This is a genomic window from Streptomyces sp. A5-4 (genome assembly GCF_051131715.1).
Lineage (GTDB): Bacteria > Actinomycetota > Actinomycetes > Streptomycetales > Streptomycetaceae > Streptomyces.
In genome coordinates, this window is the sequence record NZ_CP178591.1 from 8,746,512 (window position 1) to 8,771,462 (window position 24,951).

The 24,951-nt window shown below is 69.1% G+C and carries 19 protein-coding genes and 6 pseudogenes; 18 read left to right on the plus strand and 7 right to left on the minus strand.

What is annotated here, in order from left to right; genetic code table 11:
* Window positions 1-8: 8 nt before the first annotated feature.
* The 9 genes from ACLLJJ_RS40935 to ACLLJJ_RS40975 all read left to right on the plus strand — a co-directional run bounded on the left by ACLLJJ_RS40935 (window position 9) and on the right by ACLLJJ_RS40975 (window position 9,373).
* Window positions 9-1,304 (plus strand): aspartate aminotransferase family protein, encoded by a 1,296-nt coding sequence (locus ACLLJJ_RS40935; protein WP_434599886.1) that lies wholly within the window; start codon window positions 9-11, stop codon window positions 1,302-1,304.
* Window positions 1,297-1,815: a type II toxin-antitoxin system RatA family toxin gene (locus tag ACLLJJ_RS40940; protein ID WP_434599887.1), complete on the plus strand. Its 519-nt coding sequence runs from the start codon at window positions 1,297-1,299 to the stop codon at window positions 1,813-1,815. Before ACLLJJ_RS40935 ends, ACLLJJ_RS40940 begins: the two co-directional genes overlap by 8 nt.
* Window positions 1,816-1,830: 15 nt before the next feature.
* Window positions 1,831-2,307 carry a hypothetical protein gene (locus ACLLJJ_RS40945; protein WP_434599888.1) on the plus strand — a complete coding sequence of 159 codons (477 nt, stop codon included), beginning with the start codon at window positions 1,831-1,833 and terminating at the stop codon, window positions 2,305-2,307.
* Between the two features lie 12 nt (window positions 2,308-2,319).
* The gene (locus ACLLJJ_RS40950; RefSeq protein ID WP_434599889.1) at window positions 2,320-3,486 is read left to right on the plus strand and encodes a flavin-containing monooxygenase; all 1,167 of its coding nucleotides are present in this window, start codon (window positions 2,320-2,322) and stop codon (window positions 3,484-3,486) included.
* The gene (locus ACLLJJ_RS40955; protein WP_434599890.1) at window positions 3,486-4,790 is read left to right on the plus strand and encodes an NAD(P)/FAD-dependent oxidoreductase; all 1,305 of its coding nucleotides are present in this window, start codon (window positions 3,486-3,488) and stop codon (window positions 4,788-4,790) included. Before ACLLJJ_RS40950 ends, ACLLJJ_RS40955 begins: the two co-directional genes overlap by 1 nt.
* Window positions 4,791-4,807: 17 nt before the next feature.
* On the plus strand, window positions 4,808-6,181 hold the full coding sequence (locus tag ACLLJJ_RS40960; protein WP_434599891.1) for a cytochrome P450: 1,374 nt from the start codon (window positions 4,808-4,810) through the stop codon (window positions 6,179-6,181).
* 54 nt (window positions 6,182-6,235) lie between these two features.
* Window positions 6,236-7,180, plus strand: a complete 945-nt coding sequence (locus tag ACLLJJ_RS40965) for a diacylglycerol/lipid kinase family protein (RefSeq protein ID WP_434599892.1) — start codon at window positions 6,236-6,238, stop codon at window positions 7,178-7,180.
* Between the two features lie 97 nt (window positions 7,181-7,277).
* The gene (locus ACLLJJ_RS40970; protein WP_434600669.1) at window positions 7,278-7,790 is read left to right on the plus strand and encodes a flavin reductase family protein; all 513 of its coding nucleotides are present in this window, start codon (window positions 7,278-7,280) and stop codon (window positions 7,788-7,790) included.
* The gene (locus ACLLJJ_RS40975) at window positions 7,787-9,373 is read left to right on the plus strand and encodes an MmgE/PrpD family protein (RefSeq protein ID WP_434599893.1); all 1,587 of its coding nucleotides are present in this window, start codon (window positions 7,787-7,789) and stop codon (window positions 9,371-9,373) included. Before ACLLJJ_RS40970 ends, ACLLJJ_RS40975 begins: the two co-directional genes overlap by 4 nt.
* Window positions 9,374-9,671: 298 nt before the next feature.
* Here the strand turns inward: ACLLJJ_RS40975 and ACLLJJ_RS40980 are convergent, their stop codons facing one another.
* Window positions 9,672-11,384 (minus strand): aldehyde dehydrogenase family protein, encoded by a 1,713-nt coding sequence (locus tag ACLLJJ_RS40980; protein WP_434599894.1) that lies wholly within the window; start codon window positions 11,382-11,384, stop codon window positions 9,672-9,674.
* A complete protein-coding gene (locus ACLLJJ_RS40985; protein ID WP_434599895.1) occupies window positions 11,381-12,937 on the minus strand; it encodes a GMC family oxidoreductase in 1,557 nt (518 codons plus the stop codon). Before ACLLJJ_RS40985 ends, ACLLJJ_RS40980 begins: the two co-directional genes overlap by 4 nt.
* A gap of 174 nt (window positions 12,938-13,111) precedes the next feature.
* On the opposite strand from ACLLJJ_RS40985, the gene ACLLJJ_RS40990 reads away from it, so the two are divergent.
* The 6 genes and pseudogenes from ACLLJJ_RS40990 to ACLLJJ_RS41015 all read left to right on the plus strand — a co-directional run bounded on the left by ACLLJJ_RS40990 (window position 13,112) and on the right by ACLLJJ_RS41015 (window position 16,349).
* Entirely contained in the window at window positions 13,112-14,305 is a 1,194-nt protein-coding gene (locus ACLLJJ_RS40990) for a PucR family transcriptional regulator (RefSeq protein WP_434599896.1), read from the plus strand.
* 134 nt (window positions 14,306-14,439) lie between these two features.
* Entirely contained in the window at window positions 14,440-14,745 is a 306-nt protein-coding gene (locus ACLLJJ_RS40995; protein WP_434600709.1) for a hypothetical protein, read from the plus strand.
* Window positions 14,746-15,024: 279 nt separating this feature from the next.
* A pseudogene (locus ACLLJJ_RS41000) lies at window positions 15,025-15,375 on the plus strand (site-specific integrase); the annotation flags it as partial.
* Window positions 15,376-15,759: 384 nt separating this feature from the next.
* A pseudogene (locus tag ACLLJJ_RS41005) lies at window positions 15,760-16,046 on the plus strand (transposase); the annotation flags it as partial.
* Window positions 16,047-16,086: 40 nt separating this feature from the next.
* Window positions 16,087-16,200: pseudogene (locus tag ACLLJJ_RS41010) on the plus strand (hypothetical protein); the annotation flags it as partial.
* 14 nt (window positions 16,201-16,214) lie between these two features.
* The gene (locus tag ACLLJJ_RS41015; RefSeq protein WP_434600710.1) at window positions 16,215-16,349 is read left to right on the plus strand and encodes a hypothetical protein; all 135 of its coding nucleotides are present in this window, start codon (window positions 16,215-16,217) and stop codon (window positions 16,347-16,349) included.
* Between the two features lie 474 nt (window positions 16,350-16,823).
* Here ACLLJJ_RS41015 and ACLLJJ_RS41020 read toward each other — a convergent pair whose 3' ends face one another.
* The 3 genes from ACLLJJ_RS41020 to ACLLJJ_RS41030 all read right to left on the minus strand — a co-directional run bounded on the left by ACLLJJ_RS41020 (window position 16,824) and on the right by ACLLJJ_RS41030 (window position 19,776).
* On the minus strand, window positions 16,824-17,228 hold the full coding sequence (locus tag ACLLJJ_RS41020) for a DUF6009 family protein (RefSeq protein WP_434599897.1): 405 nt from the start codon (window positions 17,226-17,228) through the stop codon (window positions 16,824-16,826).
* Window positions 17,225-18,673 (minus strand): DNA primase family protein, encoded by a 1,449-nt coding sequence (locus tag ACLLJJ_RS41025; protein WP_434600670.1) that lies wholly within the window; start codon window positions 18,671-18,673, stop codon window positions 17,225-17,227. The genes ACLLJJ_RS41020 and ACLLJJ_RS41025 overlap by 4 nt, the downstream gene beginning before the upstream one ends.
* A gap of 62 nt (window positions 18,674-18,735) precedes the next feature.
* Window positions 18,736-19,776, minus strand: coding sequence for a bifunctional DNA primase/polymerase (locus ACLLJJ_RS41030; protein WP_434599898.1), 1,041 nt, complete (start codon window positions 19,774-19,776; stop codon window positions 18,736-18,738).
* A 577-nt stretch (window positions 19,777-20,353) separates the two neighbouring features.
* Between ACLLJJ_RS41030 and ACLLJJ_RS41035 the strand changes: the two are divergent.
* Window positions 20,354-21,333 (plus strand): annotated as a pseudogene (locus ACLLJJ_RS41035) (IS5 family transposase).
* Between the two features lie 41 nt (window positions 21,334-21,374).
* Here ACLLJJ_RS41035 and ACLLJJ_RS41040 read toward each other — a convergent pair.
* Window positions 21,375-22,253: pseudogene (locus ACLLJJ_RS41040) on the minus strand (IS5 family transposase).
* Between the two features lie 164 nt (window positions 22,254-22,417).
* Entirely contained in the window at window positions 22,418-22,822 is a 405-nt protein-coding gene (locus tag ACLLJJ_RS41045; RefSeq protein WP_434599899.1) for a type II toxin-antitoxin system PemK/MazF family toxin, read from the minus strand.
* A gap of 166 nt (window positions 22,823-22,988) precedes the next feature.
* Between ACLLJJ_RS41045 and ACLLJJ_RS41050 the strand changes: the two genes are divergently transcribed.
* Both ACLLJJ_RS41050 and tpg read left to right on the plus strand, forming a co-directional pair.
* Entirely contained in the window at window positions 22,989-24,224 is a 1,236-nt protein-coding gene (locus ACLLJJ_RS41050) for an IS701 family transposase (protein ID WP_434600671.1), read from the plus strand.
* A gap of 36 nt (window positions 24,225-24,260) precedes the next feature.
* A pseudogene (gene tpg / locus ACLLJJ_RS41055) lies at window positions 24,261-24,668 on the plus strand (telomere-protecting terminal protein Tpg); the annotation flags it as partial.
* Window positions 24,669-24,951: the final 283 nt, after the last annotated feature.

Genomic DNA, 24,951 nt, shown 5'->3' on the forward strand with positions numbered 1-24,951 from the left:
GGTGCCAGATGCCCAAGGACACAAGTACGGACAACGGCCCGGTGACGGACGGCGAGCGGGTGGCCCTGGCGTACCGGCGCACCATGAGCTCGGGCCGCGCCCGGCTGGCCGAGGTGCTGGGCGGGCACGTGGAGGTCGAGTCCTCCGGTGCGTGGCTCACCACGGGCGAGGGACGCAGGTTCCTCAACGTCGGGGGGTACGGGGTCTTCATCACCGGTGCTCGACATCCCAGGGTGGTGCGCGAGGTCGAGCGTCAGTTGCGGAAGCACCCGATCGGGACGCGGATCTTCCTCGATCCGGCGGCCGCGCGGGCCGCGGAGCTGCTGACGTCGGTGACCCCCCCCGGCCTGAACCGCGTGCACTTCTCAGGCTCCGGGACGGAGGCCGTGGAGGCGGCGATCAAGCTCGCGCGCCTCAACGGGCGTCATCGTCTGGTGTCAATGACCGGCGGCTACCACGGCAAGACCATGGGAGCCCTGTCGGTGACCGCGAGGGAGACCTTCCAGCGTCCGTTCCGGCCGCTGCTGCCTAACGTCGACCACGTCCCGTTCGGGGACGTCCCCGCGCTGGTGAAGGTGCTGAGCCGGTATCCGGGCGAGGTCTGCGTGATCGTCGAACCGGTGCAGGGCGAGGGCGGTGTGGTGATCCCGCCGCCGGGCTACCTGCGGGCCGTGCGCGAGGTGTGCACCGAGTTCGGGGCGCTGCTGGCCGTGGACGAAGTGCAGACGGGCCTGGGCAGGCTCGGCGCGTGGTGGGGCTGTGACGTGGAGGGCGTCAGCCCCGACATCCTGCTCTCGGGCAAGGCGCTGGGCGGGGCGGTGATGCCTGTCGCCGCGACCATCGCGACCGAGGAAACCTTTGCCGTCCTCGACCGCGACCCGATCCTTCACACCTCGACGTTCTCGGCGGCGCCGATCGCGATGGCCGCCGTGAGCGGAGCGATCCTGGCCATCCAGGAGGACGGCCTCATCGAGCGGGCCGCCGCTCTGGGCGCCCGGCTGACGCCGGAGCTGGAGCGGATCATCGCCGCGTACCTGCCGCACCACCCGTACGAGGTGCGCGGGGCCGGCCTGCTGATCGGAATCGAGTTCGCGGACCCCGCGATGGCGGCGGACCTGTTCATGGCGCTCATCGCCCACGACGTCGTCGCGAACCTGTCACTCAACTCGGACCATGTCGTGCGGCTCACTCCGCCCGCGACGATGACCGATTCCGACGTGGCCTTTCTTTTCGACCGGTTCGAGCAGGCGGCCAGAACGGTCGCCGAGCACAACCCCGAGTACGAGGTGCTGGCAGATGCGTAGCCTGGAACTGAAGCTGCAATCGTTCGCCGCGGACGCGGACCTCGCGTACCAACGCATCACCGACTTCGAGAAGTACCCGGAGTTCGTGGACGAGGTGCGCTCCGTGGTCGTCCACGGCAACAAGGACGACGAACCGCTCGTCAGCGAGTGGGACATCCTTTTCCGCAACGGCCCCCTGCGCTGGTCCGAGGTGGACTACCTTCAGCCCGGCATGCGCCGGGTCGTCTTCGAACAGACGGACGGCGACTTCGACATCTTCCGCGGGTCCTGGCGGGTGGAGCCCATTGCGGGCGGCTGCGAGGTGACCTTCGAGGCCACCTTCGACTTCGGCATACCCAGCCTGGCGGGTGTGCTCGAGCCCATCGCGACGAAGGTCCTCAAGGAGGTGATCGCCACCATCGTCCATCGGCTGCTCGGAGAGGCGCACGTCGTCGGCGACCCGGCGACCGCCATGGCGGTGACCGCACGGCTCGGGATCCGGCGTGAGCCCGACGCCGCGCCTGCGGCGTAGGTCCGGAGGCCAGCCATGGACCATGTGAACCGGTTCGAGAGCAGGGTGACCTTCCGGCTGCTGCGCTGGGAGTATGGCGTTGCGCTCCTCGTGTGCGCGGCCCTCTTTCTCCTGCACCTGTCCGAGGTGCGCTGGTGGGTCGCGGTGCTGCTGTTCGTCTACATCGACCTGATCGGCTACATCCCGGGGGCGATCGCGTTCCGGGGTTCGATCAACGGCCGGATCTCCAAAGTCTATTACGTCCTCTACAACACGATGCACAGCTTTGTCACGCACGCCGTCGTACTCGGTGTGTGGGCGGCGGTCGCGGGCTTCGAGTGGGCCTTCCTCGCCGTGCCGATCCACCTGTGCGGTGACCGCGCGCTCTTCGGCAACTTCCTGAAATCCTTCAGGGTGCAGTTCGAGCCGGTGGCGGTGCCCGCGTTCGTGGAGTTCGAGAAGCGTGTCGTCGCGCAACATGGCGCGGCACGTCCGACACCCGAACGGGTCTGAGGTGAGGAACGCATGTCCGAGAGCAGTGAACGCCCGATCATCATCGGCGCGGGGCCGGGCGGCCTCGCGGTGGCTTGGACGCTAAAGGAGGCCGGTCTCAACCCCCTGCTCATTGACCGGGAGAAGATCGCCTGCTCCAGCTGGCACGGTTACTACCCGTCGCTGCGGATGAACTCGTGGCGCCGGCTGAGTTCGCTGCCGGGCATGCGGCTCGCCTCGGAGTTCGGCCCGTGGCCGATGCGCAACGACTTCCTCACCTACATGAAGAAGTACGTGGAGGTCCTCAACCCCGACATCCGCTACGAGACCGAGGTCCACCAAGTCGACCGGGAGGCCGGCCGGTGGGTGGTCCGCACCTCGGGCGGGGACCTGCCAGCGAGGAACGTCGTCGTCGCCACAGGGCTGCATCGCAAGCCCTTCGTGCCGGACTGGCCCGGACTGGAAGGCTTCGAGGGGGAGTTCCTGCACGCGCGGTCCTACACCTTGCCCGATCCCTACGTAGGCAAGGACGTCCTGGTGGTCGGCTGTGGGCCGACGGGGATCGACATCGCCGTGGCCGCGGCGAACGCCGGCGCGTCCCGGGTCCGCATGTCGATACGCAACATGCCGGTGCTGTTCAAGCTGAGCCCGACCACGTCCCTGCTGTGCCAGGCCATCAAGCACGGCCCGCTGCCGCACGCGCTGGTCAACCGGGTCAGCCTACTGATGCACAAGATGCAGTGGGGCGACCTGTCGTCCTACGGTCTGGCCGCGCCGAAGGAGGGGACGATGGCGGGCGTGGCCCGCAGCGGGCACTCCTACGGGGCCATCGACCGCGGGCTGATCCCCGCCGTCCGGGACGGGACGATCGAAGTTGTCCCCGGCGTCACCGGGTTCGACCAGAAGGACGTGCTGCTGGAGGGCGGTACGAGCATCAAGCCGGACGTCGTCATCGCCTCGACCGGGCAGCGGCCCGACATGGAACGCTTCCTGGGGCACCTCGACATCCTGGCGCAGCCCGGCGGGCGCCCCGTCGTCCACGGCGGGCAGACCGCGCCGCACGCGCCCGGACTGTACTTCCAGGGCTACCGGCTGCCCCCCGGCCAGCTGCCCGACATGGCGGTCGACGCCCGGGCGATAGCCCGGGCCATCGCCGGCACCCGGCGGTTCAGTCTCGCCGACGTGCTGCGGAGCCGGTGATGGACAGGGTCAGGGTCCCCTGGGCGGGCACACACACAGCCGCGCCCCCCCGTCTGCACGGCACCCATCGCTACGACGTCGCCGTCATCGGGGCGGGGCTGACCGGCCTGTCCACCGCGGTGGAGCTGCTCGAACTCGACCCCGGCCTGCGGGTGGTCGTATTGGAGGCGGACCACGTGGCGGCCGGGGCGAGCGGGCGGGGCACCGGGCTGCTCGGCCCGCGGATCGGGCCGGCGCTGAGTGTCGCCCGCCGCCGGTACGGCGACGACGTGGCACGAGCCTCCTACCTCTGGTCGGTCGCTGCGGTCCGGCACGTCCTCGGTCTGGTGCAGCGTCACCGGATCTCCTGCGACCTGACCCCGGGGACCCAGCTCGTCGTTGCCCGCGAGGAGAAGGCCGCCGGGGAGCAGCGGCGGGAGGCCGACGCGGCGGCGGCCCTCGGGCTGCCCGTCGGACTGGTCGGGCAGGACGAGCTGCCCGCCGTGGCGGCCGGTTACCGGGGCGGGCTGCGCTACCCCGGCGCCGCGACCCTGGACCCGGCCGCGCTCACCGCTCAGCTGGCCCGGATCGGCGAACAACGCGGCCTGACCGTATTCGAACGCAGCCCGGTGCGCGGAATCCGGCGAGGGTTGCTCACCACGCTGTCCACCAACGACGGTGCGATCGTCGCCGATCACGTCGTGGTGGCGGTCAATGCGTTGGGTACGGCGGCGGTTGCGTCGGCGGGGGTGCTGGGTCTGCGGGTGCAGGCCGGGGTGACCGAGAAGCTCCCGAGCGAGGCCCTCGCGGCGCTGGACGGGCTGCGCACCGAGCCGCTGATCGAGCACGGGGAGCTGTCACCCTACTTCCGGCTCACGCCCGACGGGCGGATCGTAGTCGGCGGCGGAGCGGCGCGACGCGGCCCCCACGGTTCGCTCGCGCCGGTACCCAGCCTGCTGCGCGATGCCGTGCGGGCCCTGTCCCCGGTGCTCGCTGACGTGGAGATCGAGTCCTCGTGGGCGGGTCCGGTCGGCATGACCCGCGACGGCCTACCGGTCGTCGGCGGGGACCGCGGCGACCCCGGACTACACCACGCCGCAGGATGCAACGGGCACGGGCTCGCGATCTCGGCGTACCACGGCGCCCATCTGGCGCGCCGAATCGTCGACGGGAACAGGGACGACCTGTCGTTCGCCCTGCCGTGGATGCGGCCCAAAGCCCCGTGGATGCCGCGGGGCCGCCTCGTGGACCGGGTGCTCGACCGCTACCTGGCCCACCTGACAGCCGAGGCCGGACGGCCGTACGCCCCGGGCAACCACGCATGACGGACGGAGAGAGCACCATGAGCAGTGCCGGACGCGACAACGCGAGCGCTAACGAGCGGCTGATGACATCGGCCTCGATCAGCAGCGTGTCGATCACCGAGTCGATGGACCGGATGCCTCCCGGACCGCCGGAATCCGTGCTGAGGCAGACGATCAGCTTCCGCCGGGGGCGTCAGCACTACCTGCCGCAGATGCACGACCGGTACGGGGACATCGTCACTCTGCGGGTGGTGCCGGGCGGCCCGTTCGTCATCCTGCGCAATCCTGAGCACATCAAGGAGGTCTTCCGGGGCGCGCCGGAGGTCTTCCATGCGGGTGAGGGCAACTCGCTCCTCGTGCCGATCGTCGGCCGGCATTCGCTGCTGACCCTCGACGCTCCCGACCACAAGCCTGCGCGCAAGCGGATGATGCCGCCGTTCCACCACGACCGCATCGCCGCGCTGACCACGACGATGCGGGAAATCGCCGAACAGGAGGCGCGTAATTGGCCGGTGGGCGAACCCGTGAAGTTCCTGGAGCGGGCCTACGCGCTCACTCTGGAGATCATGGTGAGAGTCGTGTTCGGCGTCGAGGACCTGCATCGAGCGGCTGAACTGAGCCGGGCCCTGCGCCAGGTGTCCGACATCGGCCTCTCCGACATCCTGGTGTGGATCCGGCCAGGGCTCGGCAAGGTCTGGCCCTGGCGCAACGTGGTGCGAAACCTCGAGCACGCCGACGCGCTGATCTACGCGGAGATCGCCAGACGTCGGCGCGACCCCGGGCGTTCCGACCGCACGGATGTCTTGTCGATGCTGGTGGAGAGCGAGCCCGACGACGAGGTCGTGCGCGACGAGGTGATGACCCTGCTCGTGGCGGGGCACGAGACGACCGCAGTCGCGCTGTCCTGGCTCTTCGAGCGCCTGCTGCGCCACCCGAAGGTCCTGGCGCGGGTGCGCGAAGGGCTCGACGATCCGAAGGATGCGTACCGGACGGCGGTCTTCAAGGAGGCGCTGCGGGTGAGGCCGGTGATCCACAACGTGGCCCGGCGGCTGACCGAACCGATCGAACTGGGCGGCTACTGGCTTCCCGCCGGGGTCGCGGTGCTGCCGTCCGTGGGGGCCGTGCAGTGCGATCCGCGGCTGTGGGGCGCCGACGCGAAGCTGTTCCGGCCGGAGCGGTGGCTGGAGGGCAGCCCGCCCCAGAATGCCTGGATCCCGTTCGGCGGCGGCGTACGCCGGTGTATCGGCGCCATGTTCGCCCAGATGGAGGTCGAGACTGTGCTGGCGGGGGTGCTGCGGGTCGTGGAGCTCAGGGCCGTCGATCCCGAGGACGAGGGCAGCACCATGAACCACATCACCATGATCCCCAAGCGAGGCGCGCGCGTCAGCGTCGTGCGCAGGCTCGAGTCGTAGGTCCGGTCCGGTCAGGCACTGGTCGGGAACAGCATCAGGAAAGGTAGGAGGAGCATGACTCAACGTCTGCGCGTCGCCGTGGTGGTCAATCCGGCGGCAGGGGGTGACGGGGACCGGATCGTGGCCAGCCTGCAAGCGGTCGGCGCCACCGAGGTGCGCACGGTGCGCACGACCGCCCCTGGTGACGCCCGCGACATCGCGTACAAAATGGCCGCCGGCGCCGCACCGCCCGACCTGATCGTCAGCGTGGGGGGCGACGGCACGATCTGTGAGGTGGCCACCGGGATCTTTCGGGCCGCCGAGTCGGGGGCCCTGGCGGTTCCGCCCCTGCTCGTCGCGCCGGGCGGCACGGGCAACTCCGTCTACCGCGGGCTGTGGAACGACGCGCCGTGGGAGACGGTGGCCGCGCTGGCCCTGCGCGGCGGGGCGGCCACCCGGAGGATCGATCTGGCCCGGATCGAGCAGAACGACCACATCGTGGTGCTCGGTTCCGGCAGCGGGTTGTTCGCCGCGACGCTGCTGGCCGCACGCGACCGGCCCGAGAAGGGGCGGAACCTGCTGATGGCGGCCGCCGTGGCCGCCATGGAGAGCCACATACCGTATCAGGGGCGCGTGACCGTCGACGGCGAGGTGCTCTACGAGGGCGGCATCGTCGAGACGATCGTCGGCGGCTTCCGTTACCGCGGGGGGCTGTTGAACCTGGTTCCGCAGTCGCTGGTCGACGACGGCCAGCTCGACATCACTGTGGTGACCTCGGCCGCGGACATGCAGGCCTTCGCACAGGCCGCCGTCCAGAGCGACGTCTACTCCGTCCCAGGCATCACCTGGGGCCGCGGCGAGCGGATCACCGTCGAGGAGACCGGCGGGCAGCCGGTGCTGTACGAACACGACGGGGAGGTCATGCCGCGGACCACGCCTTCGTACGACATCCATGTCGTGCCCGCGGCGTTGACGGTGCTGACCGCGGCGGACGCCCCTCCGTGGTTTAAGGAGGGCTGATCCTGTGGTCCGTCTCGGTTCCATACGGCCGGCGGAGGCGGTGGACGCTGGCGGAACGGCGCCCGGCGACGCCTCGTGCCGCGCGTACTTCCGCAAAATGACGGCCGGCGTGGCCGTGGTGACGGCGTGCGGCGCCTCCGGGTGGTCGGGGACAACCGTGAGCACTTTGACCAGCGTGTCGATCGCGCCGCCCATCGTTCTGTGCTGCATCTCGAGCGGCTCGCGGACCGTGACCGCGATCCGGCATGCCGGGCGCTTCGCCATCCACCTGCTGTCCGAGGAACAGTCGCACCTGGCGGACCGGTTCAGTCGGCCGCCCAGTGACGGTTCGCGGTTCGAGGACCTGGGGCACGAGGTCCGGCTGGTGCGCGGCGCCCCCACGATCGGCGGGACACTGACCGTCGGCTGGTGCGACGTCCACTCCCTCGACGAGGTCGGAGACCACGTCGTGGTGTACGGACGGCTGACCGCAGTGCGGGTTGGCGACGGCCGTCCGCTGCTGTGGCACGAGCGCGCCTACTGGGGGTTGCAGGAGCCGGCCGGTTTCACAGGCGGTCCGGCACGCGCACACCCATGGGCGCCGCCGTACGACGAAGGAAGGCGAACATGACGTCCACCGGACCCGCCGTCGCCGCATCCGCTCCGCCCAGCGCCGGTGCGCGGGCAAGTCTGACCGCCACGCTGGCCGCCTGGGCCCGCACGGTGACCTACGAGGACATCCCCGTGCACACCCGCGCGGCCGCCCGCAGCCAGCTCGTCTCGAACCTCGCGGCCGTCCGCGGCTCGTTGAACCACCCCCTCGGCAGGAGGATCGTCGAGGCGTTCGGCCCCCCGCTCCAGTCCGACGCCGGGCGGTCCGCCTACGTACTGGCGGCGCTGGCGACGGCCCTCGACTTCGACGAGGTGGCTTATTCGGGACATGTGTCGGCCGGGGCGGTGAACGTCGCAATCGCGGAGGCGGCGCGGGGTGGGCTCGATGGGAAGTCGCTGCTGACCTCGATCGTCGTCGCGAACGAGTGCGCGGCGCGCATCTCGGCGGCGACCATCCTCAGCCCCTTCTTCCGCGGCCAGACCAACACACACTGCCACCTGGCGAGCGCGGCGGCGGCCCGGCTCCACGCCCGGGGCGCGTCCGAGCGGGAGTGGACGGCGGGCCTCGGTCTGGCCCTCGGGATCCTGGCCGTCCCCCTCCACCACGGGGTAGTGACCAGTGACGTCAAGGCGCTCAGCGCGGCGGCGCCGGTCCGCCTGGCGCTCGACGCGTGCGACGCCGCGGCCCACGGGCTGGCCGGGCCGGACACCATCCTGGAGCATCCCGAGGGGCTACTGGCGCATCTGTCGGCGGTGCCCCTGCCGGACGCGGTGACCCATGGCCTGGGCCGCCGGTGGCACACGGACACGCTGTCGTACAAACGTTTCCCGGGCAGCGCCTACCTGCACGCGGCCTTCGACTGCGCGCAGCGTCTCCACCGGCGGCTCGGCGCGCTCGATCTCTCACGCGTCCGGCGCGTTATCGTCCACGGCTCGCTGCTTACCTGGCAGATGGAGCGGAAGGTAACCCCGGCCCTGGACGGTCCGGGCACGAGTGTCTCCGCCGCGACCCTGTCGGTCGGGTACGGTGTCGCCACACTGCTGTTGACGGGGTCCTTCGGGGTCGAGGACCTGACCCCGTCGGCCATCGGCGACGAGGCCCGCTGGGCCCTGGCTGACAGGGTCACGGTCGAGCACGACATGCGGCTGTCGGAGCGGATGGTGCAGGCGACGTCCCCCCTGGGCGAGGCACTGCGCCAGGCGGGCGACCGCGCCCTGGACTGGCCGGAACTGATCGCCTGGGGCGGTGAGGACGTGCCGCGCATCCTGGCCGGGCTGGGCCCGCAGGAGGAGACCCTGGAGAACGCGACGATGGCGATCGGCGCCAGAGTCGACATCGAGCTGGCCGATGGCACAGCCCTGACCGAGGAGTGCGAGACCTTCACCGGCTCGGCGGGCCCGGCGACGCGTCGGGACCACCGCTCCATCGTGGGTGAGAAGTTCCGCTCTGTCGGCGGTGCGGACGAGGTGCTGTGCGATCTCGAGGCCATCGACCTCCTCGATCCGTCCCAGACGGCCCGAGCACTGAGCCGTGCGGTGCGCGTCGGGCCGCTCCCGGCCGACCGGGAGCTCTCGGGAGCCTCAGTGGCACCTGGTCGGTGACTTCGTATATGGAGATTTTAGGTTTCCAGCCAGCGGGGTCGCATTTGGTCGATGCCGAGGAGTTCGAGTAAGTGTGCTTGGATTCCTCGGCTGATGAGGATGACTGGGTGGCGGTGCGGGGTCGGAGCATGAGGCTTTCGATACGGTAAAGGATCACGCGTCCAGTGGGGCGGACCCGTGCTTTCAGGCACCCGCAAGCCGCCTGCCCCACCCAAGCACCGAAACCCTCCCGCTCCGGGCCGGGACGGGCCACCAGCCTTGGTCCGGGAGCGCCCTGCGGTGCCATTGGGCCCGGCGGTCAGCCGCGCAACGCGGAGGCGAAGATTCCGGGCAGGGCGGACCACCGAGGGGCGGCGGCGAACTCGGTGAGCAGGCGTCCCGTGCTCGCGCCGGTCCGGTTGGTGACGAACCACGGGGGCTTCGGGGACAAGGAGGCCTCGCCGTGCAGGAGGGAGCGGGGAGCGGGACGGAACGGGCCCCGTACGACGGTGCGCTCGGGGCCATCGAGCAGGACCGCGTTGTGCACGACCCCGATGCCGCTCCGCACATCGTTCAGGGTGTGCCCGGGGAAGGCACCCCATCTGGCGGCCGCGGTCAGGTAGCCGAACCCGGTCCAGGCGTTCACCGCGACGGTGCCGTACCGCAGCGCGACGATCGCCTCCTCTAGGGCGGGGCCGAGGCCGGCGAGGGTGCGCGGGTGGGCGATGAGGTTCACGCCCAGCGTGCCGGCGAAATCCTCGTTGGCGGTGCGGACGGCGGCGTCGAGGAATGCCCGTGCGTCTCCGGGCAGTTCGACCACCCCGAGTACCGGTGCGAAGTACTCGGTGGTCAGCAGTGGCCCGGGGGCGCGCGGGTCGAGGCCCTCGACGAGGACACACCCCTCAAGAGTCTGGGCGCCGGGGTAGGCCTCCTGGGCCTGCCGCACCCGGTCTTCGCTTCCCGGGTAGTAGGCGGGACGCCGCGGGAAGCTGGCTAGCGCCGTGCGCAGGTGGGCAAGGAAGTTGTTCTTCTGGGGCCAGTCGGCGCCGATAACCACGGCTTGGGCCGCGACGCAGTTGTAGCCGCCGTTGTGGAGCCGCTGGGTGGCCACGTGCTCGGCCTGGAAGCGCAGGTCCGCTTCCGACCAGTCGCCGGGGAGCACGAGGGTCGGGGAGACGCCGCCCAGTTCGCTGGTGATGGGCTTCGTCAGCAGCGGCGTCCCGTTCCGCTTGCGGTTCGCGCCATCGGCTCCGATACCGAAGACGATCGTGTCGTGCGTCGCGGCGCTGCCGGTCATGTGCACGTGCCCCACAGCGGGGTGGTGGACCAGGTGGGTTCCGATATCGGCACCACCTGTCAGGATCCGTACCGCTCCCACCTCGATCAGCGGGGCCAGTACCGCGCGGAATACGTCGAGCAGCCCATCCGTGATCGGGTTGAGCTTGAGGGCGACCACGCGGTTGTGGGCGTACAACTCGTACAGCACGTCCAGCACCGGGATGGACGTGATGTTGCCGGCGCCGAGGACCACCCCGATGCCCGCCGTCCGGGCGGGCTGGCGCAGGGCGAGCCCGGCACGCTCGCGCACACTCTCAGCGCCTACGCCTGGGGGCATCCACACCTCCGCGCTGAACCCGCTCAGCAGCAGGTGGTCATAGACGCCGTGCGGCAGGACCCGTACAGCGACGCGCCCGCCCGGCGCCTCCCCGAGAAAGAACCCGTCCACCGGGCTGCGCCCCTCCTCCAGCGCGCGCACGCTCTCGGCGAGCGCGGCCGTGCCGGTCAGCACGGGGTACGGGCCCGAGGTCCATTCCTCGCCGAGCAGCGGGCTGCTCTCGGGCAGGCCCTTGTACGCGGCGGCGGCGCGCACCCAGGCGGGCGCCTGCGCGGCGGTGGCGGCGCGCACCTGTTCCAGCAGCCGCCTGCGGTGGGGCAGATCGCACAGCGCCCAGGCCGCCTCGCCCCGGACAAGGTCGGCCAAGGCCTGGTCGGCTTGCGCCTCCTGCTCCACGGCCGACGCCGACGCGGTCATCGCACACTTCCCTTGATGAGGTCGGCGGCCTTCTCCGCGACCATGACGGTCGGGGCGTTGGTGTTGCCCCGGGGGACCGAGGGGAACACCGACGCATCGACGACCCGCAGCCCTTCCACCCCTAAGACGCGCAGCTCGGGATCGACCACAGAGCCGATGGCGCAGGTCGAGGTCGGGTGGAACAGCGTCATCCCAGACGTGCGGGCCCAGGCCAGGACGTCCGCCCGGGAGTCCGACTCGGGGACGTCGTACTGACCGGTGATCACTTCGGCGAGCGGGGACTGCGCCGCGATGTCTAGGGCGATCCGGACCCCATTCACGATGCAGTCGCGGTCCTCAGCCGTCGTCAGGTAGTTGTGCACGATCCGTGGGGCGGCGTCCGGGCGGGACGAGCGCAGCGTCACCTGCCCGCGGCTGGTGGGGGCCAGGACGCAGGGGCCGAGTGCGAACCCGTGCTCGGCGACAGGGCCGAGGCCCTCTTGGTGGAACAGCACAGGGGCCAGGTGGAGCTGCCCGTCGGGGAGTGTGATGTCGTCGCGGCTGCGGAAGAACCCGCCCGCCTCACCGATGTTGGAAGTCAGCGGCCCGCGCCCCTCGCTCTGGAGGAGGGCGGCGTTCTCTGGGGCCGCGGCGGTCATCAGCGACTCGACGTGGGTGCGGAAGTTCAGCAGTGCCATGTAATGGTCCTGGAGTCCCCGGCCGACGGGGAGGTCCGCCACCACGTCGATGCCGAAGGTAGACAGCGCGGCGGCGGGCCCGACGCCGGACAGCATCAGCAGTTTCGGGGACTCGTAGACGCCTGCGGAGAGGATCACCTCCCGTTCCGCGCGGACGACCTCGACGGCGCCGTCGCGGCGCACCTCGACTGCGGTGGCCCGCCCGTGCTCGATCAGCACCCGGTGGGCCCGGACCGAAGGCAGCACGGTGAGGTTCTCCTGGTGCAACGCGGGGTGGAGGTAGGCGACGGACGCGCTGCACCGCATGCCGTCGCGCTGGGTCAACTGATAGGTGCCCACGCCCAGCTGAGACTCGCCGTTGAAGTCGTCGTTGCGCTTGTGCCCGACCCGTATGGCGGACTCGACGAAGGCGGCCGCCAGGGGGTGGCGAGAGCGCCCATCGCTCACCCGCAGAGGGCCCCCCACCCCATGGAAGGCGTCCTCCCCGCGCTCGTTGTCCTCCGAGCGGCGAAAGTACGGCAGCACCTGTGCGTAGGACCAGCCGGTGGCCCCGGCCGCGGCCCATCCGTCGTAGTCGGCCGGGTTGCCGCGCATGTAGATCATCGCGTTCATCGAGCTGGAGCCGCCGAACACCTTGCCTCGGGGCAAGTAGGCGCGGCGACCTCCGAGTCCCGGTTCGGGCTCCGTGTCGAGGTCCCAGTCGAGCTCGCTCTTGAACAGCAGGCCGAAGGCGGCAGGGATGTGAATCTCCTGGGCGGTGTCGGCTCCGCCCGCCTCGATCAACGCTACGCGGACGCCCGGGTCCTCTGAGAGCCGTGCCGCCAGCACGCACCCCGCGGATCCAGCTCCGACGATGACGTAGTCGTAGGTGTTCATCCGATCTCCTTTGATCCGCCATGGCCGTACCACCGCCGCATCCGAGGTCTGACGATGCGCCACGCGCTCTTCGCGATTCCACCCCTCCCTCACGAATCCGGCCATAGGCGGGGGGCCGGAAAAAGAGCCGTCTTTTTGTGCCCGCGCACACAGGGTGGAACCTAGAATCAGCGCGTGACAGCAGAGCTGGGATCCGACGAGGCTGTCGCGGTGCTGGTCGGCCGGTTGCTGGTCGATGTGGACGCGCTCTCCGAAGAGCTGACCGTCGAGATCATGAACAGCGAAGAATCCTACGCCGAGAGCACCCTGCTGGACCGGGACCGGCTGCGCACAGCGGTGCGCGCCAACCTCCTGACGCTGCTCACGGCGTTGGGGGGCGGGCCGAGCACGCTCGACGCCCCGCGCGCGGCCGGACGACTCAAGGCCTCTCAGGGCATCCCGCTGGCCGCGCTGCTGCACGCCTACCGCACGGCCGGGCGCTTCCTCTGGGAACGGCTCCTCCTGCTGACCTCGGAAGAGGAGAGCGCGGCCCAGTTGCTGCCCAAGGTGTCAGGCATCTGGATGGCGATCGACGAATACTCCAATGCGGCCGCCGAGGCGTACCGGAGCACGGTCGAGGTGCGGGTCGGGCGCGACACCGTAGCCCGGAGGGTGATGCTGGCGACCCTGCTAGATGGCCGGGCCGGGACGAGCGCCGAGGCGTGGGAGATCGCGAGGGTGCTGAAGCTGGACCGCAAGGGCACCTTTCTCGTGGTGTGCGCCGAGACCCACGCGAGCGAGGAGGCGCCGGCCCGGCTGGGAGACCGGCTGCGGGCCATCGGCATTGGCTCCGAATGGGTCTGCCAGATCGGCACGCTGGCGGGCCTGATGACGCTCCCAAACGAGCAACTGCTCGACGCCGCCGTCGACCAACTCACGGGCACCGCGCGTGGCCGCCTCGGTGTCAGCCGCCCCTTCAACGCTCCGGTCAACGCCCCCACGGCGTGGCGTGAGGCCCAGCTGGCGGTGCAGTGTCTGCCGCCCGAGGCGAACGGAGCCCATGTCTACGGGAGTTCACCGGTCGCGATCCTCGCGGCGGTCTCCCCAGACACTGCGGCGGAGGTGGCCCAGGCCGTACTGGGCCCGCTACGCACCCTGCCGGAGGCGGAGCGGACCAAGCTGCTGGAGACCCTGCACACCTGGTTCGCCAGCGGCGGTTCTACGGCGGCAGCCGCGCAGCGCCTGCACTGCCACCGCAACACGGTCCTGTACCGCCTCAACCGGATCGCCGAGCTGACGGGGCGACGCACCACGGACGCCAAGGCGTCGGCGGAGCTCTATGTCGCCCTCCAGGCCGTACGGCTGGGATCTGGCCTGTGGATCGCCTGAGCCGGGGAACATCTGCGGGCTGCCACGCGAGATGACGGCCCGCAGGATGTCGGGCCAACGCCGCATTTCTCCCCCCTACGGCCGGAGCGGCTCACCGCTGGACTCAGTCTCCGCAATCCATGCATTCAAGTGGCGTGGTTCGTCTCTGTGCCCCTTGGAGGGCTGGCCTTGTTCACGACTCGCGGTTCTGGCTCAGCTTCTGTGAAGCGGCTGCGGAGAATTGGGGGCTTCAGGTCGAGGCCCTCCACCACGTCAGAGACACCACGTTCACCGAGGACGCCTCACAACTGCGTACCGGCAACGCGCCCCGAGTGATGGTCACCTGCCGCAACCTCGCCATCGGAGCCCCGCGACTGGCCGGCTCAACCAACATCGCCGCCGCCCTCCGCCACAACGCCCGTGACGCGAACCGGCCCCTCACCCTCCTCGGGCTCGCGTGATCACGAAACGGACGTCACGCGACTTCGCCGAAGCCCTGCTGCGTGATGGGAACGCATTTCGCCCCTGTGGTTTTGGGGCTTGAGGAACATCCATGTCAGATCGTGCGCTAAGCCTCGTCGGCCGTGGTCGGCGGCTGACGGAGCATCGGCACCGGGATGGGGCTGAAGTCTTCCCGCAGATAACACCCCAATATCCGCGGTAGTTTGCTTCGTCACCTGCGGTGACGCTCTTCGGGTCCTACGCGAAGCGGCCCTGTTATCTGTGGCAAGGGGGAAGCGGTGCCCAGCGTCGTACAGCTGCCGACCGGCAAGGCGCTCAGCGTCCGGACGGCGGCCGATCTCTTCCTCGACTCGCTCGGCAACCCGAACACGGTCCGCGCCTATGGGATCGGGGTGGGCAAGACTGCGCTGCGGATCGGCGAGGGCCGGCCGCTCGGCTCGGTCGCGGACGATGAAATGGGGGAAGCCCTCGAAGTGCTCTGGGGCACCGCGGCGGTGAACACTTGGAACTCCCGCCGGGCATCGGTGCTGTCCTGGCTGGCGTGGTGTCGCGAGCGCGGCTACGAGTGTCCGGCGGTCCCGGCCTGGGCGAAGCGGCTGGCGGTGCCGGACTCCGAGACCCCGGCTCGCTTGCTTCCACGCCGGCTGCGCGACTATCGGCGGCCCCGCGCAGCCCCAGGCAACGTGGCACCAACAAGCTGCTCCGTCCGGCGACGTCGTCCGGTTGGAGGCCGGCGGCGACCATACAGACCCGCCCGCCGCTCACTCCGTGGCATGGAGCACCTGCCAGGCCGACCTGGCAGGTGCGCGCGGCCCTGCCCCAGGACCCGGCAAGGTGGTCACCGATGACGTGCCCTTCCTGGTCACCTCTGTGACTACATGCCTCACATAACCCGCGGGCCCCGGACCGAATCGAATCGGCGCTGTTGGTTAATTCGGGGCCTCGCGTGACGTCGGCCTGCAAGACCCGTTTGTGGTCTTGCAGGCCGACGTTGTCGTATGGGGTGGGTGCGGGTGTCGATGCAGCCGAAGGGTCCGGACGCGGTTCCGGCGGAGACGGTGCGGGTGCCGCGTGCCGCGTTCCCGAAGGGGGAGTCTTGCGATCCGGTTGCGGGACGAGCTGGGGCCGTTGTTCACAGACGAGGAGTTCGCGGACCTGTTCCCGGCCCGGGGCAAGCCCGCCTTGTCGCCGGGGCGGCTGGCATTGGTGCTGGTGTTGCAGTTCGTCGAGTGGACTGACCGACCGGCAGGCCGCGGAGGCGGTCCGGGCCAGGATCGACTTCAAGTACGCCCTCGGCCTTCGTCCGCTCCAGCGGCAAGGCAACGGTCGTCGACTTCGGCATCACCAAGAGCAGCGACGCCCGACACGACATCACCACCACCGGCGTCCTGATCGGCACCCCGGCCTACATGACACCCGAGTGCTTCAATGGCGCCTCCGACCACCGGTCCGACCTGTACTCGCTCGGATGCGTGCTCTACGAAATGATCACCGGACTGGCACGTTGCTGCGCGACTACGCGGATGAGGTCGACGGAGTGCGCGTCATCTACTACGTGACCGCCCTGCGGGCCGTGGTCGCCGTCGCGTACATCGAGGTCTGAGAAGCGAGAACCTCGAAGCCCACGTAGCTGCTGCTTACCGCTCCGGGGACTGCGCAAGCGCGAGTCTGCAACTTGGGGAGTACCAGAGTGCTGCCTTTGCGTTGCTGAAAGTTAGGTCGCTGTGCTGGAGCGACTGAGCAGCCTTCGGTCGCTGTTGGTTCGACGGTAGAAGACTGCAGGTCAAAGACCTGCAGGACAACGGAAAGCGACTGAAGCGACTCAAGCCCTCTATCTATGACGCACACACACGCACACGGGAATGTCTTCATAATCCCAAGCTTGGGTCGCTTCGGTCGCTGAGGGGCTCATGAAAGTGCTCTGACCTGTGTTTTTTCATCGACCGGAGCCACAGCGACTCAGTCGCTGCGTCGCTGCGCTCTTGAGTCGCTGCCCATGGAGCGACTGCTGCCCGTCCCTGAGAGCAGGTACGGGCAGCAGTCGCTTGAGTCGCTGAACTGGGTGGAGCGGCGTGGCTCAGGATTTTGGCAGCGTTATTCCGAGTTCACGCATCGCGTCGGATTCCGGCCCGCCCTCGGAGCGCTGGGTTTTGTAGCCTTTGACGCGGGGTGAGAGGGTCCGCGGATCGACGGCCTCGGAAGGCGCGCCGGATTCGTAGAGCCCGTCGGGCTGGCCGTCCCGGTCGTGGGGCAGGAGCCAGAAAACCCGTCGCAGGAAGGTCCCTGAGGCCCTGGAGGAGCGGGCCTCCGTGCTGAGGGTGGCGTAGCCGACCATGCGGCCGTCGCGGTGGTAGGCGGGCTTTCCGCGGCGGGTGGGGAGCCGGTCCAGGCTCTGGCGTACGTAGTCCAGGGCCTCGGTGTCCTCGAGCCATACGAGTTCGCTTTCGTGGGCGATTTGCGAGGGCTCGATGAGCGCGCTCATGCGTTGTCTCCCAGTTCAGCGTTGAGTCCGATGCCAGGGTAGAACTTCCGCTGGTTCGACAAGATCATGTCTTTCGGGGTGGCAAGACCGACGTTTTCACGTACCCGGGCGGCGAATGCACGGGAGGAGACGGGGTTGGAGCCTTCCAGCTGGCACCAGTTCTTGTAACTGCTGTAGAGCTGGGCCTGTTCGGCGCGCATGGCGGGATCCAGTGTGCAGCACTCGCCGAGGAAGCGGCCGGTGTGGTCCTCGGTCTCGGCGTACGCGGTCGTCGCGGTGCGCACCTGCTGGGGCCCGGTGAGGTCCCGGGGGCCGGTGAGGTAGCGGCGGGCGCCGCTGATCAGCCAGTTGAGGATACCGGGACCTTCCTCGGTGACCAGGACGTCGGCGAGGTTGTCGACCTTGCGGTCGTCGGCGACGACGCGCTCGAAGGGGATGAGTTTCATCCGTCGCCAGAACGCGTAGCCGCCGGTGCCGACCTCGGGGCGGTGGTTGCCCAGCAGCCAGAGCTTGTGGGTGGGGCTGAAGCTGAAGAAGTCCTGGCGCATCCGGCGGGCTTTGATGCGGTCGCCGCCGGTGAGGTGCTTGACGCGGGCCTCGTCGAAGCGGTCGCCGGGCTTGAGTTCGGAGCACACGATGATGCGCCGGCCGTGCAGCTCGGCCAGGTCGGTGGGGTGCCCCTCGAAGGGACGGGCCATCAGGAAGCCGGGCGGGGCAGCGTCGGCGTAGTCCCCGAGGAGTTTGACCATCACATCGAGCAGGACGCTCTTGCCGTTCTTGCCCTGCCCGTAGAGGAAGGGCATGATCTGCGCGCCGACGTCGCCGGTGATGGAGTAGCCCAGCAGCTCGTGCACGAAGTCGATCATCTGGTGGCCGTCGTCATCGTCACCGAAGGTGTCGGTGAGGAACCGCTGCCAGCGGGGCGTGGGCATGGCCCGCGCGGCCATGCTGGTTGCTCGCGAGTGGTAGTGCTTCTCCGGGTCGGGCGGGGCGAGCAGGCCGGTGTGCAGGTCGACGACGCCCTCGGGGGTGCATAGCGCGTATGGGTCGGCATCCAGCAGCGACGCGTTGAGGACCATGCCGGGTGCGGCTTTGGCCTGCATCAGCATGGCCTTCATGCCCGACGTCGACAGTGAGCGGCGCCGGTGCCGGCGCAACGCTGTGCTGTTGTGGCGTCCCTGCGGGTCGCTCTGGGCAAGGGATTCGGCCATCTCGCCGGCCGCCCACAGCACGGTGTCATCTTCGTCGATCTCCCAGCGGTACCCGCACCAGCGGTACCAGCCCAGCCCAGGTACGTGGCGGAAGTCCCGTCCGTACAGGGAGACGAACAGCTTTGCGTTACCGCGGTCGCTGAGACTGTCCGCCAGCAGGCCGTGCTCGGTGGCCTGGCCTGCTGGGTCTTGGACGGCGGTGGCCTGGGCAGGTACCACCGCGGGAGACAGCATGATCTGCCGGGCGACTTCCGACGGGTCGAACAGCCCCTCGTCATAGGGGCCGGGTGCGTGGTTCACGTACGGTCTCCCAGAATGAGCGGTTGCCGACTGCCCGCGGTCATCCCACTTCGGATGATCTGTAGGGCGCGCCGTTCCTGTCCGGGACGTGCCTGAGCGGCAGCGCCCAGTAGGGCGATTTCGGCTTCTTTGGCGGTCAGATGGCCAGCGCCCACTAGGCCGCCTGCGGTGTAGGCAGCGCGGTTGAGTTTGTCGCTGAAACCGGCGCCCTCGGCTACGGCGCCGCAGCCGATGACTGCGGCCAGCACCGTGTCGAAGGTGCGGGCTGCGACATCACGCCCTCCGCCAGCGGCAATGACTGCTTCATGCGCCCGCCGGGGCATGGGCGTTGTAGTGCGTTGGGCCGGAGGCGCCGGTAGGTGCCCGGTGCGGGCGAGTTCCACCGCAAGCCAGCCAGGGAGCGCGGCTGGCCTACGCACGGTGCCCAGTGCCCGGTAGGACCCAGTATCCGTTTTGGTGCCGGGCGCGATGATGTAACCGCCGTGGGCCCGCACATCCACCTGCCAGGCCAGCGCACGGGAAGGACTGGAGCCCGCAGAACAGCGCCAGGCCTGTCCGAGCTCCGAGGCGTACCAGATGTGCATGCCCCCCGACGGGGTCCGCACCCGCAGGGTCGACTCGTCTTGGGCCGGGTCCAGAGCTTCGCGCAGCGCCGCGAGGACGGCAAGACTATGAAATCCGTGGCGCAGACCCCGCAGTGACACCGTTTCGGGAATGTGAATGCCCGGCAGCAGCCGCCCTGGCCCCGGCAGTGGTGCCTGATGGGCATCGACGTCAATCACCACCAGTCCGGCCGGCCCGCAGGAGACCCCCACTCCGAAGTCCGGCCGCTCGCCCCACCATGCGCTGATCAGACTGGGGTCGCAGGTTGCGGCGTGGAAGCCGTGGCACCAGCGACCCAACGCAATACACGCACAGTCCCGGTAGTTGTGTGCCTTGCCCCTGCAGGCATGGCAGTTGGCCGCTGGAGTCTTACGCCGAGGCGCCAGGGGATGCACCGGCCAGCCCTGTACGGCGCACCACAGCGCGACTTCCAACGGACCCCCAGGCCTGGACCCCACTTCATCAGTCACTGGGAATCGTACTGAGTCGCTACTGGAAATCCCCAGGTCAGGGCCATGCGCAGTTCCTCTCAGCGACCGAAGCGACTCAAAGACCAAAGGGTAGTCACCACAGGCTAGCCGAGACAGCCCCGACAATCCCTAACCCCCGGAGCGAAGCCGGAGCCACTTCTTGAACATGCCACCCAGACGACCGGAGCGACCCAAGCGACCCAAGGCCGAGGTTGCTCAGGAGCTTTTCCTGCCACACCGCGTCGTACGAGCCCGCATTGAGAACTGCTTGTCCTTGGTTGGGTTCCTCAGAGGGTGGTCGCTGACTCGGGTAAAAAGTCTGTGATGACCGCTCCTTCGCGAACAGGGACGGCAGTCGTGCCTCTGTGAAGTTGTTGGTGGTTCGTGCCCGGCAGGACCACGCCCCCACGACCGTGCACCCTGCCAGGCACGAACGAAGGAGCCGGAAAACAACCGGTTGGCGTCTAGGGCCTGTGTCATGTCGTGATCAGTTACCGTGTTTCGCCTCTTTGTGGGAGCGGGATCCGGTAGGACCTTGGTCGTGACGCGTAGGCAACTCACCCATGATCAGTGGAAGTTCATCGAGCCGTATCTGCCGATCGGTAGGTACGGTCCGTATCCGGAGCGGTTGCGGGAGCAGTTCGAGGGTGTGATCTGGCGGTTTAGGTCCAGCGGTCAGTGGCGGGAGATGCCTGCAGAGTTCGGCCCCTGGGCCACCGTCTACGGACGCTTCCGCGTCTGGCGGAACGCCGGCGTGTTCTCCGCCCTGCTGGAAGGCCTGATCGCCGAAGGCGCCCGCGCCGGACGAACAGACTTGTCGCTGGTCAGCGTGGATTCCACAGCGGTCCGCGCCCACCACGACGCCGCAGGCATGCGTGTCAGCAAGCACCTCATGGACGCCCTGGAAGAAGCCGCGCAGGAGCAGGAGACCGCACGGCAAAAAGGGGCGGACCGGAGGAACAGAACGGACAGGACGAGCGCCGGCGGACCCGGCGCAGGCGCAAGCTCCGCCTGAAAGAAGCTGTGCTCGGCAGGTCCCGGGGCGGGCTGACCAGCAAACTTCATCTCGCCGCAGACCGCAGGTGCCGTCCGCTCGCGCTGGTCCTGACCGCCGGGCAGGCCGGGGACAGCCCCCAGTTCATCCCCGTACTCGCGCGGGTCCGAGTCCGCCTGCCCGTCGGCCGCCCTCGCAGCAGACCCGGCGCGGTCGCCGCGGACAAGGCCTACTCATCCCGCGGCAACCGCTCCTACCTGCGCAAACGCGGCATCAAAGCGGTCATCCCCGAGAAGAAGGACCAGGCCGCCCACCGGAAGAAGAAGGGCGCACGAGGTGGCCGACCCGTCACCTATGACGCGGACCTTTACAAGGAGCGGAACACCGTCGAGCGCCTGATCAACAAGCTGAAGGCCTGGCGAGGAATCGCCACCCGATATGACAAATCGCCCGAGAGCTACCTCGCCGGCGTCCACCTCCGCGCCGCGATGATCTGGATCGACGACCTATCAAAGACCGCCGACTGATCACGACATCACACAGGCCCTAGGACGTGTTTGAGATGTGGTCATAGCGACTGTCGTATCAAGGCGAGTTGGACGGTGGCTTTGTAGCGGACGGCGAGTTTGTCGTATCTCGTGGCGACGCCACGGGCTTGTTTCAGCAGGGCGAATCGGCCACTCGACTTTGTGCCTGCGTTTGTATATCTCGCGGTCGAAGGCAGGTGGGCGTCTGCCTGCCGAACCTCGTCGGAGGCGGTGTCCTGCCTGGTCACGCTTCTCCGGGATGGTGTGCGGGATCTGGCGTTTGCGCAGGTAGGAGCGGATGGCGCGGGAGGAGTAGGCCCGGTCGGCAAGCACGTGGACGGGCCGGGTCCGTGGGCGCCCACCACCGGTCCGGGGGACACGGATCCGGGCCATCACCTGCTCGAAGGCCGGTGCGTCACCCTTCTGTCCGGCGGTGATGACAGCGGCCAGGACGTGGAAGGAAGCGTCGACGGCGAGGTGAATCTTGGTGGTCAACCCGCCGCGCGAACGTCCGAGACCGTGGTCGTCCGGCTCGGCCGCCAGGCCGTCCTCGCGCGGCCGGCCCGGATCGTCAGCCCCTTTTTGCGGGCCCCGGCGGCATGCTGATGTGCGCGGCACACGGTGGAGTCGACCGAGACCTCCCACTCGATGATCCCGTCGGCATCCGCTTTGACCTGCAACTTCGTCAGGATCCGGGTCCAGGTCGCGTCGACCTGCCAGCGCCGGAACACCGCATATGCCGTCTCCCAGGGCCCGTACCGCTCGGGCAGATCCCGCCAGGGCGAGCCGGTCCGGGCCCGCCACCAGATCCCGTCGAACACCTGCCGCCGATCCCTCGGAGGCCGGCCCATCTTCGGTATCGGAGGCAACAGCGGCTCCAGCCGATCCCACTGCGCGTCCGTCAGGTCACCACGAGACATCCCAAGATCATTTCATAACCTTGATCAACATCTCAAACACGTCCTAGTACTCCAGCCGTAGTTCGTGATCTCGATGGTGAAGGGTGCCGAGGAGACAGGTGGCCAGCGTTGATCGTCTGGACGAGATCGGCCACGCCATCGGGAGGTGTCGGTTCCTTCCCCGCCTACCCGAGGCCGCCGAGACGGAGGGCGTCCCTTATCTCGCTGAGCTTCGCGGTTGTCGCCGGGGTCCGCTCCTTCGCCTGTCCGCTGAGACGGAGGGCATCCTCAATCTCGCTGAGTTTCGGGGAGGACAGGACGCCTGCCCGCTCGATCAGGTCGTCCCGGGACACGGTGGTTAGCCACGTGCAAGGGGTTAAGCCTGGACGCGCGAGGGCGAACCGCAGCACGCCTTCGAAAGGCAGTCCTTCCATGGCGCCAACTCGCACTTCGACGCCCAGACCGCTGATGTCGACGCCCGCCGGAGCGACGACCTGCATCGCCCGGATCCCGGACGCGTCGTCTACCGACAGCAGTACGACCAGCCGCCGCTCGTCGAACTCGACCCACCAGACTTCGCCACGTTGCACATGTCCTCCTGACACAGGACGGCAGGCAAACGCTGCGCGACCCTGACACGCTGTGGAGACGGGTGCGGCCACCGTTGATCATCGGTGTGTGAAGACAAACGATCATGTGGTGGCCGCAGGTCACAGCGTAGACCCTGCCCGCTGGCAGGAGGCTTTCGAGGGCCTGATGAGCCGGATCGCAGGCCGGTTCACGCGGGTCGAACCCCGGCGTCGGGTCCGGCAATTGGTACTCGGCCTGCTGTCGGACCTGCCGCGCAAGAACTGCTGGACCATCGCCGAGTGGGCCGGAGAGAGGACCCCGGACGGCATGCAGCACCTGCTCGGGCGGGCCAAGTGGGACGCCGACCAGGTCCGCGACGACGTGCGTGGCTACGTGGTGGAGCACCTGCACGACGGCCAGGCGGTTCTGGTAGTCGACGAGACCGGCGACGTGAAGAAGGGCAACGGCACGGTCGGCGTGCAGCGGCAGTACACCGGCACCGCGGGCAGGATCGAGAACGCCCAGGTTGCTGTCTACCTGGTGAACGCGGGACGACGCGGACACGCCGCGGTGGACCGGGAACTATACGTTCCTCGCTCCTGGACCTCCGACTCCGACCGCTGCCGGGCCGCCGGGCTCGGCGAGGAGACAGGGTTCGCGACCAAGCCGGAGTTGGCCGCTCGCATGGTCGCCCGGTTCCTGGACGCCGGCCACCGGGCCGCCTGGGTTGCGGGGGACGAGGTCTACGGCGGCAACCCGACGCTGCGAACCACGCTGGAGGAACGCGGCACCGGCTACGTCCTCGCGGTGGCCTGCTCGCACGAAGTCACCACAGGCGCCGGGAAGTTCCGCGCGGACGCCCTGGCCAAGAAGGTGCCCAAGCGGGCCTGGCAGAAGCTGTCCGCAGGGGCCGGAGCCAAGGGCCACCGCTTCTACGACTGGGTCGTCATCGACCTCGTCGACTCCCGGCCCGGGAATCGCCAGTTGCTCATCCGCCGCAACCGCAGCACCGGCGAACTCGCGTACTACCGCTGCTACTCGCCCGCACCGGTGCCGCTGACCACCCTGGTGCGAGTTGCTGGATCAAGGTGGCGGGTGGAGGAGTTCTTCCAGTCCGGCAAGGGCCTGGCCGCCCTGGACGAGCACCAGGTCCGCCGCTACCCGTCCTGGTCCCGCTGGGTCACCCTGGTCATGCTCGCCCACGCCTTCCTGGCCGTCGTCCGCGCGGACGAACACGCCCGCCACCCCGCACCCGAAGCCCTCATACCGCTCACCTGCAACGAGATCCAACGACTGTTCGTCACGCTCGTCGTCCAACCCGTCCACGACGCCGTCCACCGGCTCGGCTGGTCCGACTGGCGACGCCGCCACCAGGCCCGATCCCAGGCCAGCCACTACCGACGACAAGCCACTCAGGCATGAAGATCACGATCTACGGCTGGAGTACTAGAGGCCCTCGCACGGGCGGAGCGGGAGATCTTCACCCGGCCCGCGTCGAAATCCGCGAAAGCGCGTATGAAATTCCTTCGCACGCGATACAAGGGATCCACCAAGGCACTGGCGGAGCGCCTGGGCACCTCACGCCGGACAGTGGAGCGCTACCTCGCCGGGAAGCTGACGAAGCCACAGAAGAAGCAGGCCGCCTTGGTGGAGGAGACGGAATCCGAGTGGCAGCCGCAGGTCAGGTCACACGCGCGCGAACAAGCGTCTACCTCCAGCGGCATGATGGTGGAGGACCAGGCGCGCGGGTGGTTCGTCGACGCGGTCGCGGCGTGCGGTGTCGTGAGGCGGGGTGCCGGCGCCAGGTGGTCAGGTGGCGCCGGGAGGCGTCGGCCAGCAGACGGGGGTCCGACGGCCCGGCAATGAAGGTGTTCGCGGACCAGTACCCGACGCGGGACGGGGCGACGCCGTTCGAGGAACTGCTGGCGTCGACGGGCCGCGATCCGTACTGGACGCCGGCCCCCTGACCGAGGACGGTCCGGCGCGGGCGGCCGGTCCTGCGGGCGAGCATGGTGCGAGGCGTCGTCGACCCCCCGCACCATGCTCTACCTGCGCGAAACAAATCAGCAGGTGGCGCTCAGGGTGCTGACGGGAAGCTCGGTCTCCTCGCCGGAGGTCTCGAGGCCCTGAAGGTCCAGGATCTGGTCCA

What these genes read in the sequence shown, in the direction of transcription:
- ACLLJJ_RS40975 (WP_434599893.1), top strand. Translation starts at nt 7,787, where the DNA reads ATGACGTCCACCGGACCCGCCGTCGCCGCATCCGCTCCGCCCAGCGCC.
- ACLLJJ_RS41050 (WP_434600671.1), top strand. Translation starts at nt 22,989, where the DNA reads ATGAGCCGGATCGCAGGCCGGTTCACGCGGGTCGAACCCCGGCGTCGG.
- ACLLJJ_RS40950 (WP_434599889.1), top strand. Translation starts at nt 2,320, where the DNA reads ATGTCCGAGAGCAGTGAACGCCCGATCATCATCGGCGCGGGGCCGGGC.
- ACLLJJ_RS40945 (WP_434599888.1), top strand. Translation starts at nt 1,831, where the DNA reads ATGGACCATGTGAACCGGTTCGAGAGCAGGGTGACCTTCCGGCTGCTG.
- ACLLJJ_RS41020 (WP_434599897.1), bottom strand. Translation starts at nt 17,228, where the DNA reads ATGAGCGCGCTCATCGAGCCCTCGCAAATCGCCCACGAAAGCGAACTC.
- ACLLJJ_RS40970 (WP_434600669.1), top strand. Translation starts at nt 7,278, where the DNA reads ATGACGGCCGGCGTGGCCGTGGTGACGGCGTGCGGCGCCTCCGGGTGG.
- ACLLJJ_RS41025 (WP_434600670.1), bottom strand. Translation starts at nt 18,673, where the DNA reads ATGCTGTCTCCCGCGGTGGTACCTGCCCAGGCCACCGCCGTCCAAGAC.
- ACLLJJ_RS40980 (WP_434599894.1), bottom strand. Translation starts at nt 11,384, where the DNA reads ATGACCGCGTCGGCGTCGGCCGTGGAGCAGGAGGCGCAAGCCGACCAG.
- ACLLJJ_RS40955 (WP_434599890.1), top strand. Translation starts at nt 3,486, where the DNA reads ATGGACAGGGTCAGGGTCCCCTGGGCGGGCACACACACAGCCGCGCCC.
- ACLLJJ_RS40965 (WP_434599892.1), top strand. Translation starts at nt 6,236, where the DNA reads ATGACTCAACGTCTGCGCGTCGCCGTGGTGGTCAATCCGGCGGCAGGG.
- ACLLJJ_RS40940 (WP_434599887.1), top strand. Translation starts at nt 1,297, where the DNA reads ATGCGTAGCCTGGAACTGAAGCTGCAATCGTTCGCCGCGGACGCGGAC.
- ACLLJJ_RS40960 (WP_434599891.1), top strand. Translation starts at nt 4,808, where the DNA reads ATGAGCAGTGCCGGACGCGACAACGCGAGCGCTAACGAGCGGCTGATG.
- ACLLJJ_RS40935 (WP_434599886.1), top strand. Translation starts at nt 9, where the DNA reads ATGCCCAAGGACACAAGTACGGACAACGGCCCGGTGACGGACGGCGAG.
- ACLLJJ_RS40985 (WP_434599895.1), bottom strand. Translation starts at nt 12,937, where the DNA reads ATGAACACCTACGACTACGTCATCGTCGGAGCTGGATCCGCGGGGTGC.
- ACLLJJ_RS41015 (WP_434600710.1), top strand. Translation starts at nt 16,215, where the DNA reads ATGCGTGCTCTACGAAATGATCACCGGACTGGCACGTTGCTGCGCGAC.